General features: G+C 66.5%; 19 protein-coding genes and 2 riboswitches. Of the genes, 12 read left to right on the top strand and 7 right to left on the bottom strand.

Annotated features, from left to right (window positions below):
• The first annotated feature begins 1 nt into the window (after nt 1).
• The 5 genes from ABIB58_RS09170 (at nt 2) to ABIB58_RS09190 (ending at nt 5,393) form a co-directional block, all read left to right on the top strand.
• The gene (locus ABIB58_RS09170) at nt 2-688 is read left to right on the top strand and encodes a Tat pathway signal sequence domain protein (protein WP_313007914.1); all 687 of its coding nucleotides are present in this window, start codon (nt 2-4) and stop codon (nt 686-688) included.
• Nucleotides 688-2,490, top strand: coding sequence for an arginine--tRNA ligase (gene argS / locus ABIB58_RS09175; RefSeq protein ID WP_354040456.1), 1,803 nt, complete (start codon nt 688-690; stop codon nt 2,488-2,490). Before ABIB58_RS09170 ends, argS begins: the two co-directional genes overlap by 1 nt.
• Nucleotides 2,491-2,710: 220 nt before the next feature.
• The gene (locus ABIB58_RS09180) at nt 2,711-3,721 is read left to right on the top strand and encodes an adenosine deaminase (protein ID WP_055804057.1); all 1,011 of its coding nucleotides are present in this window, start codon (nt 2,711-2,713) and stop codon (nt 3,719-3,721) included.
• Nucleotides 3,718-4,038: a hypothetical protein gene (locus ABIB58_RS09185; protein WP_055804053.1), complete on the top strand. Its 321-nt coding sequence runs from the start codon at nt 3,718-3,720 to the stop codon at nt 4,036-4,038. Before ABIB58_RS09180 ends, ABIB58_RS09185 begins: the two co-directional genes overlap by 4 nt.
• Nucleotides 4,039-4,103: 65 nt before the next feature.
• Complete coding sequence (locus ABIB58_RS09190; protein ID WP_354040459.1) at nt 4,104-5,393, top strand: Y-family DNA polymerase; 1,290 nt, start codon at nt 4,104-4,106, stop codon at nt 5,391-5,393.
• A gap of 7 nt (nt 5,394-5,400) precedes the next feature.
• On the opposite strand, the gene pncA is transcribed toward ABIB58_RS09190, so the two are convergent.
• The 3 genes from pncA to ABIB58_RS09205 form a co-directional block, all read right to left on the bottom strand.
• Nucleotides 5,401-6,021, bottom strand: a complete 621-nt coding sequence (pncA, locus tag ABIB58_RS09195; RefSeq protein WP_354040461.1) for a bifunctional nicotinamidase/pyrazinamidase — start codon at nt 6,019-6,021, stop codon at nt 5,401-5,403.
• Nucleotides 6,021-6,986, bottom strand: a complete 966-nt coding sequence (locus ABIB58_RS09200) for a class 1 fructose-bisphosphatase (protein WP_354040463.1) — start codon at nt 6,984-6,986, stop codon at nt 6,021-6,023. The genes pncA and ABIB58_RS09200 overlap by 1 nt, the downstream gene beginning before the upstream one ends.
• A 132-nt stretch (nt 6,987-7,118) precedes the next feature.
• On the bottom strand, nt 7,119-8,156 hold the full coding sequence (locus ABIB58_RS09205; protein ID WP_354040465.1) for an alpha/beta hydrolase: 1,038 nt from the start codon (nt 8,154-8,156) through the stop codon (nt 7,119-7,121).
• 105 nt (nt 8,157-8,261) lie between these two features.
• Nucleotides 8,262-8,359, top strand: a riboswitch (glycine riboswitch).
• 3 nt (nt 8,360-8,362) lie between these two features.
• Nucleotides 8,363-8,447: riboswitch (glycine riboswitch) on the top strand.
• Nucleotides 8,448-8,502: 55 nt separating this feature from the next.
• On the opposite strand from ABIB58_RS09205, the gene gcvT reads away from it, so the two are divergent.
• The 7 genes from gcvT (at nt 8,503) to ABIB58_RS09240 (ending at nt 15,488) form a co-directional block, all read left to right on the top strand.
• The gene (gene gcvT / locus ABIB58_RS09210; protein ID WP_354040467.1) at nt 8,503-9,615 is read left to right on the top strand and encodes a glycine cleavage system aminomethyltransferase GcvT; all 1,113 of its coding nucleotides are present in this window, start codon (nt 8,503-8,505) and stop codon (nt 9,613-9,615) included.
• Between the two features lie 11 nt (nt 9,616-9,626).
• Entirely contained in the window at nt 9,627-9,992 is a 366-nt protein-coding gene (gene gcvH, locus ABIB58_RS09215; RefSeq protein WP_185223822.1) for a glycine cleavage system protein GcvH, read from the top strand.
• 142 nt (nt 9,993-10,134) lie between these two features.
• Nucleotides 10,135-11,481, top strand: coding sequence for an aminomethyl-transferring glycine dehydrogenase subunit GcvPA (gene gcvPA, locus ABIB58_RS09220; RefSeq protein WP_354040470.1), 1,347 nt, complete (start codon nt 10,135-10,137; stop codon nt 11,479-11,481).
• A gap of 12 nt (nt 11,482-11,493) precedes the next feature.
• Nucleotides 11,494-13,062, top strand: a complete 1,569-nt coding sequence (gcvPB, locus tag ABIB58_RS09225; RefSeq protein WP_502909739.1) for an aminomethyl-transferring glycine dehydrogenase subunit GcvPB — start codon at nt 11,494-11,496, stop codon at nt 13,060-13,062.
• 290 nt (nt 13,063-13,352) lie between these two features.
• Nucleotides 13,353-14,270: an SDR family oxidoreductase gene (locus ABIB58_RS09230; RefSeq protein ID WP_354040472.1), complete on the top strand. Its 918-nt coding sequence runs from the start codon at nt 13,353-13,355 to the stop codon at nt 14,268-14,270.
• Nucleotides 14,271-14,480: 210 nt separating this feature from the next.
• Nucleotides 14,481-14,885, top strand: a complete 405-nt coding sequence (locus ABIB58_RS09235) for a hypothetical protein (RefSeq protein ID WP_354040474.1) — start codon at nt 14,481-14,483, stop codon at nt 14,883-14,885.
• A gap of 132 nt (nt 14,886-15,017) precedes the next feature.
• Entirely contained in the window at nt 15,018-15,488 is a 471-nt protein-coding gene (locus ABIB58_RS09240) for a DUF6789 family protein (RefSeq protein WP_039245438.1), read from the top strand.
• A 76-nt stretch (nt 15,489-15,564) separates the two neighbouring features.
• Here the strand turns inward: ABIB58_RS09240 and ABIB58_RS09245 are convergent, their stop codons facing one another.
• From ABIB58_RS09245 to ABIB58_RS09260, 4 genes are all read right to left on the bottom strand, one after another.
• A complete protein-coding gene (locus ABIB58_RS09245) occupies nt 15,565-16,080 on the bottom strand; it encodes a F0F1 ATP synthase subunit B (RefSeq protein WP_017505300.1) in 516 nt (171 codons plus the stop codon).
• A complete protein-coding gene (locus ABIB58_RS09250) occupies nt 16,080-16,652 on the bottom strand; it encodes a F0F1 ATP synthase subunit B family protein (protein ID WP_017505299.1) in 573 nt (190 codons plus the stop codon). Before ABIB58_RS09250 ends, ABIB58_RS09245 begins: the two co-directional genes overlap by 1 nt.
• 68 nt (nt 16,653-16,720) lie before the next feature.
• Nucleotides 16,721-16,945 (bottom strand): F0F1 ATP synthase subunit C, encoded by a 225-nt coding sequence (locus ABIB58_RS09255; protein ID WP_017505298.1) that lies wholly within the window; start codon nt 16,943-16,945, stop codon nt 16,721-16,723.
• A gap of 58 nt (nt 16,946-17,003) precedes the next feature.
• Nucleotides 17,004-17,789, bottom strand: a complete 786-nt coding sequence (locus ABIB58_RS09260; protein WP_017505297.1) for a F0F1 ATP synthase subunit A — start codon at nt 17,787-17,789, stop codon at nt 17,004-17,006.
• Nucleotides 17,790-17,795: the final 6 nt, after the last annotated feature.

Raw genomic sequence — 17,795 nt, forward strand, 5'->3', positions numbered from 1 at the left:
GATGCGTCGCGTGTTCACCGCCCTGGCCGCCCTCTCCATCGCGGCCTCCGTCCTGCCCGTCGCCGCCGAGGCCCAGACCTCCCAACGCCAACGCGAGCGTAGCGGGCAACAGCAGCAGGCCTCGGGTGAAGACGCCGCGCCGTCGCGTGCACCGCGCATCGCGCCACTGCGTCGCCGCGCCAACGCCGGCCCGTGCCCCTATGTGAAGATCCTTTACGACGCCGCCCGCTACGTCGAACTGGAAGGCGGCCGTGCCGCCGTGGCCAATGTCGGCTACACCGGCGAGATCGAAGGCATCTCTTCGGATTGCGAATATCGTGAAGCCGATCCGATTCGCGTCGACATGGACGTGCTGTTCAACCTGGGCCGGGGCCCGCAGGCGACGGGCGAGCAGCGCACCTACCGCTACTGGATCGCGGTGACCGAGCGGAACAACGCCATCCTGTCGAAGGAATATTTCGACCTGCCGGTGAACTTCGAAGGCCAGCGCACCGCCTCGGTCACTGAAAAGCGCACCATCGTCATTCCGCGCGCCGGCATCGACACTAGCGGCAGCAACTTCGAAATCCTGGTCGGTTTCGACGTGACGCCGGAAATGGCCGAGTTCAACCGCTCGGGCAGCCGCTTCCGCGTCAACGCCGGCACGACGCCCGCCGCGCCCTCGCCTGCCTCCGCACCGAGCCAATAATGTCTGATCTGAAGACCGTCCTCAGCGAAGCGGTCGCCGCCGCCTTCGCCGCCGAAGGCGTGGAGCCGGCCCTGGCCCGCGTCACCCCGTCGGACCGCCCCGACCTGGCCGATTTCCAGTCCAATGGCGCGCTCGCCGCCGCCAAGGCGCTGAAAGCCAATCCACGCGATCTGGCCGGCAGGATCGCCGAGCGCCTGAGCGCGGATGCCCGCTTCGCCTCGGTGGAGGTCGCGGGACCGGGCTTCATCAATCTGAAGCTCTCCGACGCGCTGCTGGCCGAACGCGCGACCGAGGTGGCGAACGACGCCGCCCACGCGGGCGCCGCGACCGTGGCCGAACCGCGCCAGGTAGTCATCGACTACGGCGGTCCCAACGTCGCCAAGCCGATGCACGTCGGCCATTTGCGCAGCGCCATCATCGGCGAGAGCCTGAAGCGGTTGTTCCGCTTCCGCGGCGACCACGTCACCGGCGACGCCCACTTTGGCGACTGGGGCTTCCAGATGGGCCTGCTGATCGTCGCCAGCGGCGACGAGGGCCTGGCCGCGGCTTTCATGGCCGAAGGCGACGGCCCCTTCCCGGCCGAAAGCCCGGTCACCCTGGCTGACCTGGACCGCCTGTATCCGCAGGCCGCCGGCAAGGCCAAGGAGGATCCGGCCTTCCGCGACCGCGCCCGCAAGGCGACGGCGGAACTTCAGAACGGCCGTCCCGGCTACCGCGCGCTCTGGCAGCATTTCGTGGCGGTCAGCCGCGAGGCGCTGAAGCGCGAATACGGCGACCTGTCGGTCGATTTCGACCTGTGGAACGGCGAAAGCGACGCCGATCCGCAGATGCCGGAAATGCTGGCGCATCTGAAAGAGACCGGCCTGCTGGTCGAGGACGACGGCGCCCAGGTGGTCCACGTCGCCAAGCCCGGCGAGACGCGCAAGAAGAAGCTGGCCGACGGCTCGGTGATCGAGGCCCCGTCCCCCCCGCCCCTGCTGGTCATCAGCTCGGAAGGCTCGGCCATGTACGGCACGACCGACCTGGCCACGATCCTGGACCGCAAGAAGGCCCTGTCGCCCGATCTCGCCCTCTATGTCGTCGACGAACGCCAGGCCGAGCATTTCGAACAGGTCTTCCGCGCCGCCTATCTGGCCGGTTACGCCGCAGAGGGCGCTCTGGAGCATCTCGGCTTCGGCACGATGAACGGACAGGACGGCAAACCCTTCAAGACCCGCGCGGGGGGGGTGTTGAAGCTACGCGACCTGATCGATCAGGCGACCGAAAAGGCGCGCGAGCGTCTTCACGAGGCCAAGCTGGGCGACGACCTTTCGCCGGAAGAGTTCGAGGCCATCGCGCACAAGGTGGCCATAGCGGCCCTGAAGTTCGCCGACCTGTCGAACGCGCGCACGACCAGCTACGTCTTCGATCTCGACCGCTTCATGAGCTTCGAAGGCAAGACCGGGCCGTATCTTCTGTATCAGTCGGTCCGCATCAAATCCCTGCTGCGCAAGGGCGCCGAACAGGGACTGACGCCCGGCGCCATCGTCATCGCCGAACCGGCGGAGCGCGATCTGGCCCTGACGCTTGACGCCTTCTCGACGGCCGTGTCGGACGCCTACGACAAGCGGATGCCGCATCTGGTCGCCGAACACGCCTATCGCGTGGCGCAGTCCTTCTCGAAGTTCTACGCCGCCTGCCCCGTGCTGATCGCGCCGGACGAAGCGACCAAACGCTCGCGTCTGGCCCTGTCTGCCGCGGCTCTGCGCCAGCTTGAAATCGCGTTGAGCTTGTTGGGCATCGACACGCCTGAGCGGATGTAAGCAGGTCTCGATCCTCCCCCGTTCACGGGGGAGGGGGACCGCGAAGCGGTGGAGGGGGCGGATACGCCCCGCCGCCCGCCGGTCAGAACCGAGCCTGTTTTCGCCCCTCCACCATGATGCGCATGGACCCCCTCCCCCACCATGCGGGGGAGGATCGCCGTTTCGGATGACGCCTCGAACCTGATCCTTTAGGCTGGCGGCCGTTACGGAGCCGCTCCTCATGTCTAATCTCGACGCCTATATCGCCGGCCTGCCCAAGGCTGAACTGCACCTGCATATCGAGGGCTCGCTAGAGCCCGAGCTGATGTTCGAACTGGCGCAGCGCAACGGCGTGTCCATTCCCTACGACAGCGTCGAGGCGGTGCGGGCGGCCTATGACTTTTCGAACCTGCAGGACTTTCTGGACATCTATTACGCGGGGGCCGCCGTCCTGCTGACGCGGCAGGATTTCGAGGATCTGGCCTTCGCCTATTTCCAGCGCGCGGCGGCGGACAATGTGCGCCACGCCGAAATCTTCTTCGATCCTCAGACCCACACCGACCGGGGCGTGCCGTTCGGCGTGGTGGTCGATGGGCTGATCGCGGGCATGGACCGGGCCAAGGCGGAGTTGGGCGTGAACAGCGGCCTGATCCTCAGCTTCCTGCGCCACCTGACCGAGGACGAGGCGTTTGCGACGCTGGAGGCCGCCAAACCCTATCTGCATCATTTCATCGGGGTGGGTCTGGATTCGTCGGAGGTCGGTCATCCGCCGTCCAAGTTCCAGCGCGTCTTCGCCGCCGCGCGTGAGCTGGGCCTGAAACTGTGCGCCCACGCGGGCGAGGAAGGCCCGCCCGCCTATGTCCACGAAGCGCTGGACCTTCTGAATATCGACCGGATGGACCACGGCAATCGCTCGATGGAGGACGAGGCGCTGGTGCAGCGGCTGGCCGCCGAGCAGATGACCCTGACCGTCTGCCCCCTGTCGAACCTGAAACTCTGCGTGGTCGATGACCTCAAGGACCATCCCGTCCCCGAGATGCTGCGCCGGGGCCTGCACGTCACCCTGAACTCGGACGACCCGTCCTATTTCGGCGGCTATGTGAACGACAACTACAGCCGGCTGGCCGAGGCCGTCGGCCTCACACGCGATCAGGTGACGCAACTGGCGAAGAACAGCTTCGAGGGGTCGTTCCTGGGCGAGCCGGAGAAGGCGGCCTACCTGGCTGAGGTTGATGCCTACGCGAAGCGATGAATACCGCTCAAGCCGTTCTGGCCATCGCTGGCTGGTTCAGCTTGGCGACAGGCATGGTCAGCAGCATGGGCGCGCATTTCGCGGCCGACCACAGAAGGCGAAACGGGCTCGTTCCCCGGAAGACCCCGGATTTCTACGACTTCTCGAAAAATGTCTTTTACTTCGGCATAGGGCCGTCGTTCAGGACGATCTTTTCCGACGCACACCGTCACTATAAGAGCCGCTTCATAACGCGTTGCGTCAAAGTCGCGCGGGTGGCTTTTGTTCTGGCCGCCGCCCTCCTCGCTGCATTCTTCGTAAGCCTGGTTATCTGGTGATCGACGCCCTTTAGCTCACTTCGTGTTCCTGATATGTTCCGCCGATGGAGCGGACAGGATCACCGGTGGAAGACAGCGCGAACCTACGCTGGCTGTTCGTTGATCTGAACGCCTTCTTCGCCAGCGTCGAACAGCAGATGAATCCGGACTGGCGGGGCAAGCCGGTCATCGTTCGGCCGGCGGAGAGCGAATACACCGGCGCTATCGCCGCCAGCTATGAGAGCAAGGCCTGGGGCGTTCATACCGGGATGCGGGTGTCCGAGGCGCGCAAACTGTGCCCCGACTTGATCGTCGCCGAGGCGCGCCCCGACCTTTACGTCAAAATCCATCAGCAGATCATGGCCGAGATCGACCGCCATGTTCCGGTGTGGAAGGTCGGTTCGATCGACGAATGCTCGTGCGAACTGCTGGGTCCGGAACGGCTGGAGGCGAACGCCGTCGCCCTGGCCCGACGCATTCAGGCGGGCATCCTGCAAAACGTCGGCGACTGTCTGCGGTCGTCCGTCGGGCTGGCGCCGTCGCGTTTCCTGGCCAAGACCGCCTGCGGCATGCAGAAGCCCGCCGGGTTGACGGTGCTGCGCGCCAACGAGCTGCCCGGCCCCCTGCTGGACCTGCCGCTGTCGAAATATCCAGGCATCGGCTCGCGCATGCAGATCCGGTTGCAAGCGGCGGGCGTCACCGACACGGCCGGCCTTTGGAACATGAGCGCGAAACAGGCCCGGGCGGTCTGGAACAGCATCGAGGGCGAACGCATCTGGCGCGGCCTGCACGGTCTGGACAGCGAGCCGACGCCGGAAAAACCGCCCGCCTCCATCAGCCATAGCCACGTCCTGGCCCAGGCCATGCGGACCCCGGACAAGGCGCGGGCCGTGGCGCGGCGGCTGGTGGTCAAGTGCGGAGCGCGTCTGCGGCGCCTGGGCCTGACCGGCGCCAGCCTGACCCTGCATCTGGACATGGGGCCGAAAGCGACGCCTCGAAGCGGTCGCCGCGGCTGGGAAACGGCGGCGATGAGTTGCCCCATCGCGCCGACGCAGGATACCTTCGCCCTTCTGGCCGCGCTCGAGAGTCTGTGGCGCAAGGTCGAGCCGGAGCTGGAGGCGGGACGCCTGAGCTATGTCGGGGTCGGGGTGCACGGCCTGAAATCCCGCGACGCTTTCGAGACGGACCTGTTCGCCGCCGGTCCGGATCAGGACGGCGACGCCCCGTCTCTTCGCCTGTCCCAGGCGCTGGATGCGCTGAACCGCCGCTACGGCAAGGACACCGTCAGCATCGGCCCCAAGGCCGGCCTGCCCGACTATATCGGCGCCAAGATCGCCTTCACCCGCATCCCCGAGGCCGAGGATTTCTGGGAGTGAGGCCCACCTAGCTCAGCAGGGACGCCGCCGCGATCTCCGCCACGCCCAAGGCCCGGAAACTGTCCCGGGCCGCCGCCTCGGTTTGCGGCGCGATGGCCCGGCTGGCGTCGGCGATCACCACGGCTTCGAACCCTTCGCGAACCGCGTCCTCGGCGGTGAAGCGGACGCAGTAGTCGAAGGCCAGACCGCACAGGAAGACACGCGTCACGCCCAATTCGCGCAACAGGCCGGCCAGTCCCGTCGGGCTGCGGTGATCGTTTTCGAAGAAGCCGGAATAGCTGTCGACCGCCGGATTATAGCCCTTGCGGATCACGGCCATAGCCTTCTCGACCGTCGGCGCTGCGTCGGGATGGAAGTCGGCGCCGGGCGTGCCCTGAAGACAATGATCCGGCCACAGCATCTGGCGACCGTAGGCCACCTCGATCTCGGTGAACGGGGCCGCGCCGCGGTGGTTGGAGGCGAAGCTGATCTGATCCGGCGTATGCCAGTCCTGGGTCACGATCACCCGGTTGAACCGGGCCGACAGCCGGTTGATCAGCGGCATGATCCCCGCACCGCCCGCGACCGCCAGACGGCCGCCTTCGCAGAAGTCGTTCTGCGGATCGATGACGAGAAGGGCGTCGCTCATCACACGCCTGCGTAGACGTCGATCTCATTGGCCGAGCCGAGCGCGACAGGGATGCGCTGGTGCAGGTGCTCGGGCTGTACGTCCAGAATGGCCTGACGACCATCCGTCGTCGCCTTGCCGCCCGCCTGTTCGACCAGGAAGGCCATCGGATTGCCTTCGTACATCAGCCGCAGCTTGCCCGGCTTGTTCGGCTCGCGCCGGTCCCAGGGATAGAGGAAGACCCCGCCGCGCATCAGGATGCGGTGAACATCCGCCACCATGGCCGCGACCCAGCGCATGTTGAAGTTCTTGGCTCGCGGCCCCTCGTCGCCCTTCAGCAGGTCGCCGACATAGGTCTGCACCGGCTCGGCCCAGTGGCGCAGGTTCGACATGTTGATGGCGAACTCCTTGGTGTCCGGCGAAATGGCGATGTCGTCGTGGGTCAGTATCCAGTCGCCGTCGTTCGACAGGGTGAACCCCTTCACGCCCGCGCCGGTCGTCAGCACCAGCATGGTCTGCGGCCCATAGACGGCGTAGAGGGCGGCGACCTGATTGCGGCCGGGCTGCATGAAATCGGCCTCGGTCGGTGTCGCAGTCGCGGACTTCAACACCGAGACGATGGTGCCGACGGGGGCGTTGATGTCGATGTTGGACGAGCCGTCCAGCGGGTCGAACAGCACCAGATAGTCGCCGGCGGGGTTCGAGGCCGGCTGGACCTCGTCCATCTCTTCCGACGCGACGCCGGCGACGGCCGGGCTGGCCAGCAGGGCCTCGGTCAGCATGTCGTTGGTCATGACGTCGAGCTTCTTCTGCTCCTCGTCCTGCACATTGATCTGGCCCGACGCGCCCAGCGCCCCGGCCAGGGCGCCGCCCGCGACGACCTTGCTGATGTCCGCGCAGGTGGCGGCGACCACGGTCAGAACCGTCTTCAGCCCCTCGGGCGCATCCAGGGCGGCGATATGGGCGTCAAGGCGTGTGCGGGTCATGCGGTCGGTCCGGTTCTGGGCGTTGCGCCGTTTTGGCGGGGGACAGGCCCCAGGGCAAGGCGGCAGGGCGAGGCGACAACGAAAACGCCCCGGCGAAAACCGGGGCGCTTCCTTATCCTTCGACGTTGTCGATCAGATCGGCAGGATCGCCGTACCGAACGCCCGCTTCAGTTCGTGGGCGGCGAAGGTCTGGGCCGCCGCCGCATCGGGCACGACCGCGGCCATGCCGAAGAACTCGTGCGTCGAGCCGTTGAAGGTCTTGTGACGCACGTCAACGCCCGCCTGCTCCAGCTTTTCGGCGAGCAGTTCGCCCTCGGTGCGCAGCGGATCGATCTCGGCGCAGATCACCGTCGTCGAGGGCAAGCCCGACAGGTTCGCCTTCTCGACGATATTGATGCGCGGGTCCTGCGCATCGGCCTCGTTGGCGAAGATGTGCTTCACGAACCACTTCATCATCGGCTTGTTCAGCGGCTTGGCGTCGGCGTTCTCGACGTAGGACTCATTGTCCATGTCCACGCCGGCGACCGGATAGACCAGCACCTGATGTTTGGGCGCCGGCAGTCCGGCGTCGCGCGCCATCATCGACACGCCGATGGCCAGGTTGCCGCCTGCGCTTTCGCCCATGACCGCCACCTTCTGCGGGTCGCCGCGGAAGGTCTGCGCATTCTCCAGCACCCAGGAATAAGCGGCCAGGGCGTCGTCGTGGGCGGCGGGGAAATGGTGTTCCGGGGCCTGGCGATAATGGACCGACACCACGATCACGTCGGCCATCTTGGACACGCCGCGCGGGCCGCCGTCATAGACGTCCAGATCGGCGATCACGAAGCCGCCGCCGTGGAAATAGACGACGACCGGATGCAGCTTGTCTTCGGAGTGGTCGTGCGGCTTGTAGATGCGCGCCTGGATCGGGCCGGCGGCGCCGGGAATGGTGATGTCGCTGGTCTTGACGCCCATGTCGTCGCTGGGGTCCTTGCCGTCCTTGCGCAACAGCGATTTCACCGCATCGGTCGGGGTCGGCTGCTGGCGGGCCTCTTCTGGCGACAGGGTCTCGATGGGCTTGCCGCCGAGGGACGCCAGTTCGTCCAGCACCTTCTGCATCGGGCCATCGGCCTTGGCGGGGGTGTCGCGCGGCTTGTCGTTGTCGCCGAACAGCTTGTCTATGATGGACATTTTCGCATTCCTGGGTCTGGTTTCTGGGTCCGCAACGACAACCCGCCGCACGCATCCTTGTTCCCCGCCCGCTTGACTTGGCGCGTGAGTCGATGCCTTAGGTCGCAGGCTCTCGCGGGAGAGATCGGGCGCTGGAAACAGGGTTCGACGCCGAAGGCGCAACCGCCCCGGAAACGCTCAGGCAAACGGACCGCGAAGCATACGGACGCTGGAAAGTCGCCCATTCGGGCGCGCCGACGGAGCAAGGCGACATGATTTGGTCGCCGGAATCTCTCAGGCTTCAGGACAGCGGGGGCGCGAGGACGGCGGAGCTCCGCCACAACACGCGACCGTGAAAGCCTGAACCATGACCGAACAGACCCTGAAGACCACGCCCCTGAACGCCGCGCACCGCGCGCTGGGCGCCCGCATGGTGGGCTTCGGCGGCTATGACATGCCGGTCCAGTATGAAGGCGTTCTGGCCGAGCACCGCTGGACGCGGGAACACGCCGGTCTGTTCGACGTCTCCCACATGGGCCAGTGCAAGATCACCGGCGAGGACGCGATCGCCCAGTTCGAGCGTTTCGTGCCCGGCGACTATGCGATCCTGAAGGCCGGCAAGCAGAAGTATTCGCTGCTGCTGAACGGCGAAGGCGGCGTCATCGACGACCTGATGGCCGGACGGCCGGATCACGACGGCCTCTTCGTTGTCGTCAACGCCGGCAACAAGGACGAAGACTTCGCCTTCTGGGAGGCGAACCTCGAAGGCGACGCCAAGCTGACGGTGCTGGACCGCGCGCTGATCGCCATCCAGGGGCCGGAAGCCGCCGAGGTCATGGCCGCGCACGAGCCGATCCTGGCCGAAATGGGCTTCATGGAATGCGCCCGCCTGATGCTGTTCGGCGCCGACTGCTACGTCTCGCGCTCGGGCTACACCGGCGAAGACGGCTATGAGATTTCGGTCCCGGCGGACCAGGCCGAGCGCATCTGGAACACGATCCTGGAAGACGCCCGCGTCAAGCCGATTGGCCTGGGCGCCCGCGACAGCTTGCGTCTGGAAGCCGGTCTGCCGCTGCACGGCCATGACATCGACCCGACCACATCGCCGGTGGAAGGCGCCCTGACCTTCGCCCTGTCCAAGTCGCGTAAGGAACGCGGGGACTTCGCCGGCGCCGACCGCATCCTGAAGGAACTGTCCGACGGCCCCTCGCGCGTTCGCGTCGGTCTGATCGTCAAGGAAGGCGCCCCGGCCCGTGAAGGCGCCGAGATCGCCGACGCCGACGGTAATGTGGTTGGCAAGGTCACCTCGGGCGGCCCCTCCCCCACCTTGGGCAAGAACATCGCCATGGGCTACGTGCCTCCCGCCCATGCCGCCCTGGGCACGGCGCTGAAAGTCATCGTGCGCGGCAAGATCGCCGCCGCCGAAGTCGTCGCCATGCCCTTCGTGGCTCAACGCTATTACCGCAAACCCAAAGCCTGAGAGATCAGACCATGAAGTTCACCAAGGATCACGAGTGGGTCAGCCTGGACGGCGACATCGCCACCGTCGGCATCTCCAAACACGCCGCCGACGCCCTGGGCGACGTGGTGTTCGTCGAAGTGCCCGAGGTCGGCAAGACCGTCTCCAAGGGCGACAGCTTCGCCGTGGTCGAGAGCGTCAAGGCGGCGTCGGACGTCTACGCCCCCGTCTCGGGCGAAGTGGTCGAGGCCAACGACGCCCTGTCGACCGCCCCGGAAACCGTCAACTCGGGCGCCGAGGCCGACGGCTGGTTCGCCAAGATCAAGGTTTCGGACGCCTCGCAACTGGACGCCCTGATGGACCAGTCCGCCTACGACGCCTTCCTCGCCACTCTCTGATCTCCCGTTCCGCTCATCCCCGCGAAAGCGGGGACCCAGTTCTTCCACCAGAACAGTGCTGGGATGGGCGGAAACTTCTCTGGCCACATCGGTCGCCCAAAGCACTAGCTCCCCGCTTTCGCGGGGATGAGCGGATTAGAAAATGCGTTACCTCCCCCTGACGCCCGACGACCGCACGGCGATGCTCGCCGCCATCGGCGCGAAATCCATCGATGATCTGTTCGCGGACGTGCCCCAGGCCGCCCGTCTGGACGGGCCCGTGGATCTGCCCCGCGTGGCCGGCGAGATGGAGGTCGAGCGCGCCCTGTCCGCCATGGCGGCCAAGAACGCCACGGCCGGCGCCGTGCCCTTCTTCTGCGGCGCAGGCGCCTACAAGCACCACGTCCCGGCGACGGTCGATCACGTGATCCAGCGCTCGGAGTTCCTGACCAGCTACACCCCCTACCAGCCTGAAATCGCGCAAGGGACCCTGCAGTACCTGTACGAGTTCCAGACCCAGGTCGCGAACCTGACAGGCATGCCGGTCGCCAACGCCAGCCTGTACGACGGTTCGACCGCCATGGCCGAGGGCGTGCTGATGGCGACCCGCGTAACCCGCCGCAACAAGGCGGTGATCTCGGGCGGCGTGCACCCGCACTACATCAAGGCGACCGAGACCGTGGTTCACGCCGTCGGCGTCGAGACCCTGGCCCTGCCCACCGCCGTGGACGCCGAGGCCGCCGTGATCGACCAGATCGGTCCCGACACCGCCTGCGTCGTCGTCCAGACGCCCAACGTCTTCGGCACGGCCACCGACGTGACCAAGATCGCCGAGGCCGCCCACGCCGCCGGCGCCCTGCTGATCGTCGTGGTGACGGAAGCCGTGTCGATGGGCCTTCTGAAGTCGCCCGGCGAAATGGGCGCCGACATCGTCGCGGCCGAAGGCCAGTCGATCGGCAATGCCCTGAACTTCGGCGGTCCCTACGTCGGCCTGTTCGCCACGCGCGAGAAGCTGATCCGCCAGATGCCCGGCCGTCTGACCGGCGAGACGGTGGACGCCGACGGCGAGCGCGGCTTCGTCCTGACCCTGTCGACCCGGGAGCAGCACATCCGCCGCGACAAGGCGACGTCTAACATCTGCACCAACTCGGGCCTGTGCACCCTGGCCTTCACCATTCACATGAGCCTGCTGGGCGAGACGGGCCTACGCAAGCTGGCCCTGCTCAACCACGAAAAGGCCGTCGCCACGCGCGACGCCCTGGCCGCCATTCCGGGCGTGGAAATCCTGACCGACCGCTTCTTCAACGAGTTCGCGGTGCGCCTGCCCCGGAACGCGGCCGAGGTCGTGGATACGCTGGCCGCCCATCACGTCCTGGCCGGCGTGCCCTACAGCCGCCTGGCCCCCGGCGCCGGCATGGACGATGTCCTGCTGGTCGCTGCGACCGAGACGACCCTGGATGCCGACATCCAGATCCTCGCCAAGTCGCTCTCCAAAGTCCTCGGCGCGTAAGGGATACTGACCATGAGCACCATGAACACCGTCGGCCGCCCGACCGCCCCGAACCAAGTCCAGACCAAGCCCGCCACCCTGACCGGCGGCCGCGGCCTGTTGCAGAACGAAGTCCTGATCTTCGAGGGCGACGGCTGGGGCAAGACCGGCGTCGATCTGCCGGAACCCAAGACGGACGGCTCCGACCTGGGCGACCTGGTCCGCAAGGATCCGATCGGCCTGCCCGGCCTGTCCGAGCCGGAAACCATGCGCCACTATGTGCGCCTGAGCCAAAAGAACCACGCCATCGACCTGGCCATCTATCCGCTGGGCTCGTGCACGATGAAGCACAACCCGCGCCTGAACGAGAAGATGGCCCGCCTGCCCGGCTTCTCCGACATCCACCCGCTGCAGCCGATCTCGACGGTTCAGGGCGCGCTGGAGCTGATGGACACCCTGGCCCACTGGCTGAAGACCCTGACCGGCATGCCCGCCGTCGCCCTGTCGCCCAAGGCCGGCGCCCACGGCGAACTGTGCGGTCTGATGGCGATCCGCGCCGCCCACGAGGCCTCGGGCCAGCATGAGAAGCGTCGCAAGGTTCTGGTGCCCACCAGCGCCCACGGCACCAACCCCGCCACCGCCGCCTTCGTCGGTTATTCGGTGGTCGAAGTGGCCCAGACCGAGGACGGCCGCGTGGACGTCGCCGACCTGGCTTCGAAGCTGGGCGACGACGTCGCCGCCATTATGGTGACCAACCCCAACACCTGCGGCCTGTTCGAGCGGGACATCCTGGAGATCAGCCGCCTGACGCATGAGGCCGGCGCCTATTTCTATTGCGACGGCGCCAACTTCAACGCCATCGTCGGCCGGGTTCGTCCGGGCGACCTGGGCGTGGATGCGATGCACATCAACCTGCACAAGACCTTCTCGACGCCCCATGGCGGCGGCGGTCCGGGCGCGGGTCCGGTGGTGCTGTCCGAGGCCCTGGCCCCCTTCGCCCCGGCCCCCTGGGTCGTGCATGATGAAGGCGGCTATCGCCTGATCGAGCGCGAGGAGGAGGAGGCCGAGCAAGCCTTCGGCCGTCTGTGCGCCTTCCAGGGTCAGATGGGCATGTACACCCGCGCCCTGTCCTACATGATGTCGCATGGCGCTGACGGCCTGCGTCAGGTTGCGGAAGACGCCGTCCTGAACGCCAACTACATCAAGGCCCGGCTCGGTGACTTGATGTCGGCCGCCTTCCCCGACGGCCCCTGCATGCACGAGGCCCTGTTCGACGACGAATGGCTGAAGGGCACGGACATCACCACGCTCGACTTCGCCAAGGCGATGATCGACGAGGGCTTCCACCCGATGACCATGTATTTCCCGCTGGTCGTCCACGGCGCCATGCTGATCGAGCCGACGGAAACCGAGTCCAAGGCCGAGCTGGACCGCTTCATCGAAGCGATGCGCCTGCTGGCCCAGGCGGCGAAAGCGGGCGACGTCGATCGCTTCAAGGGCGCGCCCTTCCACGCGCCGCTGAAACGCCTCGACGAAACCCGCGCCGCCCGTTCGCCGGTCCTGCGCTGGACCGCACCGGAGGGCTCCAACAAGGCGGCATAACGCGACGCAACAGGTTTAACCGTGCCAAGCAGCGCTCGTCTCCTCGCCGGGGCGGGCGCTGTTTTAGTTTGAGACACTTCTTTTTCGTCATCCTCCGGCGAGCGTAGCGAGACCGGGGGACCCAGCGGCGCGCGAGAGCGCGAATCTGCGCGGACTGGGATGTTGGCAGGTTTGTGCGGCGGATGGATTTCGCCTTCGGCGCCGCTGGGTTCCGGGTCTTCGCTGCGCTGCGCCCGGAATGACGAAAGAATGAGAGGCGCCCGACCTTCGGCTCGTCCTAAAGTCCCCGCATGACCTGGACGACGAACGACATCCCCGACCTTTCCGGCCGACTGGCCATCGTCACCGGCGCGACCGGCGGGCTGGGGCTGGAAACCGCCATTGTGCTGGCCGGCAAGGGTGCGGAGGTCGTGTTGGCGGCCCGCAATCCCGCCAAGGGGACCGAGGCCGAACGGCTGATCCGGTCTCGTCATCCGAACGCCGCCGTGCGGTTCGATCTGCTGGACCTCGCCAGCCTGGCCTCCGTCCAGGCCTTCGCCGAGCGCCATCTGGCGACGGGACGCCCCATCGACATCCTGATCGACAATGCGGGGATCATGGCCCTGCCGACGCGCCAGACGACCGTCGACGGGTTCGAGATGCAGTTCGGGACCAACTACCTGTCCCACTTCGCCCTGGTCGGCCGCCTGCTGCCGTTGCTGATTGGGGCAAAGGCCCGCGTGGTCCAGCTGTCCAGCGTCGCCCACCGCAGCGGCCATATCCGCCTGGACGACCTGAACTATCAGACCCACTACAGCCCGTGGCCGGTCTATCAGCAATCCAAGCTGGCCATGCTGATGTTCGCCCTGGAGCTTCAACGCCGCAGCGACGTCCACGGCTGGGGCCTGACCAGCGTGGCGGCCCATCCCGGCTTCGCCCGCACCGACCTGATCGCCAACGGCCATGCCGGCAAGCCCGGCCTGTTCGCGCGCGGCGCCCGGCTGCTGGAGGCCGTGCTCAGCCATTCGGCCGCGGACGGCGCCCTGCCCATTCTGATGGCCGCGACCCTGCCGGACCCGACGCCCGGCGGCTATTACGGCCCCACCGGCTTTCAGGAGATGAAGGGCCCGCCCGGCGTTGCGGTGATCAAGCGCCAGGCCAGGGACGCCGATGTGGCCGGGCGTCTGTGGACGGAATCAGAGCGTCTGACGGGCGTGACCTACGGCTGACGGCGCGGAGCGTGTCCGTCGCGCCACGGTGCGGAGAGATCGTCTCTTCATGACCAAAGCTTCACCCGCCGGACATTCATCCGCCATGGACGCAGGGCGTTAAGAGGTCTTGTGGCAAGGTCGTCACGGTCGCCTTTTCCTTTCCCGACGAGGGATCGCGCGCCCGTGGCGATCGTTGTCATGAGATCCTCCTCCCCATCTGGCGTAGTCGTGACCTCACTCCCTGTTCCCTTCGTCCGTTCAGACAAGCCGCGCGCCTCGACGCTGCGGGTCGTCAAACGCTGGGCGCTGATGATCGGCGGTCTGTTCGTCGTGCTGCTGGGCATTCTGATCGCCCCCCTGCCCGGCCCGGGCGGCATTCCCGTCATCGCCGTCGGCCTGATGTTGATCCTGAAAAGCTCGTTCTGGGCCAAGCGCCAGTTCATTCGCGCCCAATATGCGCGGCCGAAATGGGTCTATCCCTTCCGTCGCCTGATGCGAAAGAAACCCGAGTTCGCCCCGGTCTTCTGGCAACAGGCGCTCCGCGCCGAGAAGATCGTGACCAAACGATCCAGCCGTCGCCTCTCGCGCGGCCGCAAGGGCATTCGGCGCTATTTCCGCAAGCTTTTTCGCTAGTCGCGGCCTGATTTCGCGGTTGCGTTGCTGCAACCGCTAACCACAGGATCGTGAACACCGCTCTTCCAAGTCAGGCGTATCCTGTCTGCGCGTTATCAGAGAACCACTTAGGCGTTGGGAGGCGCTAAGGTCATGATGTCACGCGTACAAAAAGGTCTGATCGCCGGCGTTGCGGCGACCGTGGCCGTCTCACTGCTCGAAATACCCAATATGTTCCTGAACTGGTTCGATCCCTTCCAGGGGGTCATCGCCAGCATGCTTGGAATGCCCGGCAATATGGCCGTTGGCTGGGTCGTCCATGTCATCAGCGGCGTCTTTATCCTGGGGCCGCTGTTCGCCGTCCTGTGTCCCCGCCTGCCGACGGACACGCCCGAAACCAAGGGCATCGTCTTCGCCGTCGGCGCCTGGATCCTGATGATGGCCGCCATCGTGATGTTCGGAAACTACCGCACCTTCACGGCCGGCGCAGGCTTCGGCACCTTCGCTTGGCTGCTGATCACCCACGCGGTCTTCGGCATCGTGCTGGGCAACGTCTATGCCCGTCTGGTGGCGCGCGACAAGCGGATGGGCGCGACCATCATCGGCGGCGCCCACGCCCACTGATCACGGCTTGATGTCCAAAGAAAAAGGCCCCCGACGGCGACGTCGGGGGCCTTGTTTCATTCAGGATCAGCCCTGATCAGTTCAGGCGATCGCCGATTTGGGCGATGGCGCTGTCGAGCAGCGGATCCTTGGCGCCGCTGGCGAGGCGCGCGGCCAGAACCTGTTCCGCCGACTTGGCGGCCAGATCGGCGGCGGCGGCCTTCACCTCGGCCGAGGCCTGGGCTTCGGCTTGGGCGATGCGGGTTTCGGCCATCTTCTGACGACGGGCCAGAGTCTCTTCCAGCTTGGCCTTGGTCTCGACTTCCAAGCGACGGGCGTCGGCTTCGGCCTGAGCCATCATCTCGGCGGCTTGAGCTTCAGCCTCGGCCTTCTCCTTGCGGATCTGGGCCAGCAGGGCTTCGGCTTCGGCGCGCAGGCGCGCGGCTTCGTCCAGATCGGCCTGGATCTTGACGGCCTTGGCGTCCAGCGCCTTGCCGGCCATCTTGGGCACGCCGGCGGCGATCAGGATGCCGAAGAAGATGATCAGGCCGATGCCGACCCAGATCTCCGCATTGGCGAAGCTCCAGATGCCGTGTTCGAAGATCAGGTTCATCAGGCGGCTCCCTTGACGGCGGCCAGCTCGGCGGCGGTCGCGGCCTTGCCGGTCAGACGTTCGACCATGGCGGCGGTCGTGTCGGAGGCGATGGTGGAGACATTGGCCATGGCGGCGTCGCGGGTCTTGCCGATCGAAGCTTCCGCCTCGGCGATGCGGGCGTTGACCACGGCTTCTTCGGCGGCCTGACGGGCGTTCGCTTCTTCGGTCACGCGCGCCTTGGCGGCGGCGGCCGTGGCGCGGGCGTCAGCGCGAGCCTTGGCGACTTCGGCCTGAGCCTGGGCGGCCTGTTCGGCGGCTTCGGCCTGAACCTGGCGCGCGGTCGCGACGGCGGTGGAAATGGTGTCGGCCCGTTCGTCCATCACCTTGCGAAGGCGTGGCGCGAAGACCTTGGAAACCAGAACATACAGGATGACGAACAGGATCAGCAGATAGCCGATCTGGCCCGCCCAGTGTTCGAACTGGAATTGCGGCAGGCCGCCCGAGCCGTGCTCGGCGGGGGTCGCCGTCTCGGCGTGCAGGTCCGCTTCGACCGAAGGCGGGACCGCGTCGATGGTGTGGGTGCTGGCCATGAACCGTCTACTGCAGGATCAGATGAAGCGGCGCGCGGGCGAACCCCGCGCGCCGTGATCGACTGATATCAGCCGAAGATCATCAGGATGCCGAGCACGAAGGCCAGGATGCCCAGGGCTTCGGCCAGAGCGGCGCCGACGAACAGGTTGCCGACTTGGCCGGCGGCGGCCGACGGGTTGCGCAGGGCGCCGGCAAGGAAGTTGCCGAAGATGTTGCCCACGCCCAGGGCCGAACCGATCATGCCCAGGGTGGCGAGACCAGCGCCGATGTACTTCGCGGCTTCAGCGTCCATGATTGTATTCCTAGATTAAAGTCGTTGGTGGTTGGGGTGAAGAGACTGGTCCGGCCCTTTAGTGGGCGTGGTCCAGGTTGACCACATCGTTCAGATAGATGCAGGCCAGAACGGCGAAGACGAAGGCCTGGAGGAAGGCCACCAGGAACTCCAGAGCGGTCAGGGCGACGACCATGCCCAGCGACAGGGCCGCGACCGGGAAGGCCAGCAGACCGATGCCGCCGCCCAGGCCCAGAAGGCCCAGCGACACGACGAAGCCGGCGAAGATCTTCAGCGCGACGTGACCGCCCAGCATGTTGCCGAACAGACGCAGCGCCAGGGTGACCGGGCGAAGCAGGAAGGACACGAACTCGATCAGGCCGACCACCGGGCGCAGCGCCAGCGGCGCGCCCATCGGCCAGAACAGCTTGAAGAAGCCCAGACCGTTCTTGGCGAAGCCGACGACCAGCACCAGACCGAAGGTGATCAGGGCGAAGGTGGCGGTGATCGCCAGCTGCGAGGTCGCCGTGAAGGTCAGGAACAGACCCAGGATGTTCATGCCCAGGATCAGGATGAACAGGGTGAAGATGAACGGGAAATACTTGCGGCCTTCGTGACCGATGATGGAATCGGCCAGATTGTCGATCAGGCCGAACAGGCCCTCGCCGGCGGCTTGGAGCCGGCCGGGCACGACCTGGGCGTTCGCGGTCACGGCGGCCAGGAAGCCGACGATCAGCACGAAGGCGACCGTCATGGCGATGTGCGAGTTGGTGATCGCCAGATCGACCGTCCCCAGCACAGGCAGGGTGACGTCGCCAAGGTCGACGACCTTTTGAATCGCAAACTGATGAATCGGATCGGCCATGAAGCC

The organism is Brevundimonas sp. UYEF29 (assembly GCF_040546195.1).
Lineage (GTDB): Bacteria > Pseudomonadota > Alphaproteobacteria > Caulobacterales > Caulobacteraceae > Brevundimonas > Brevundimonas huaxiensis.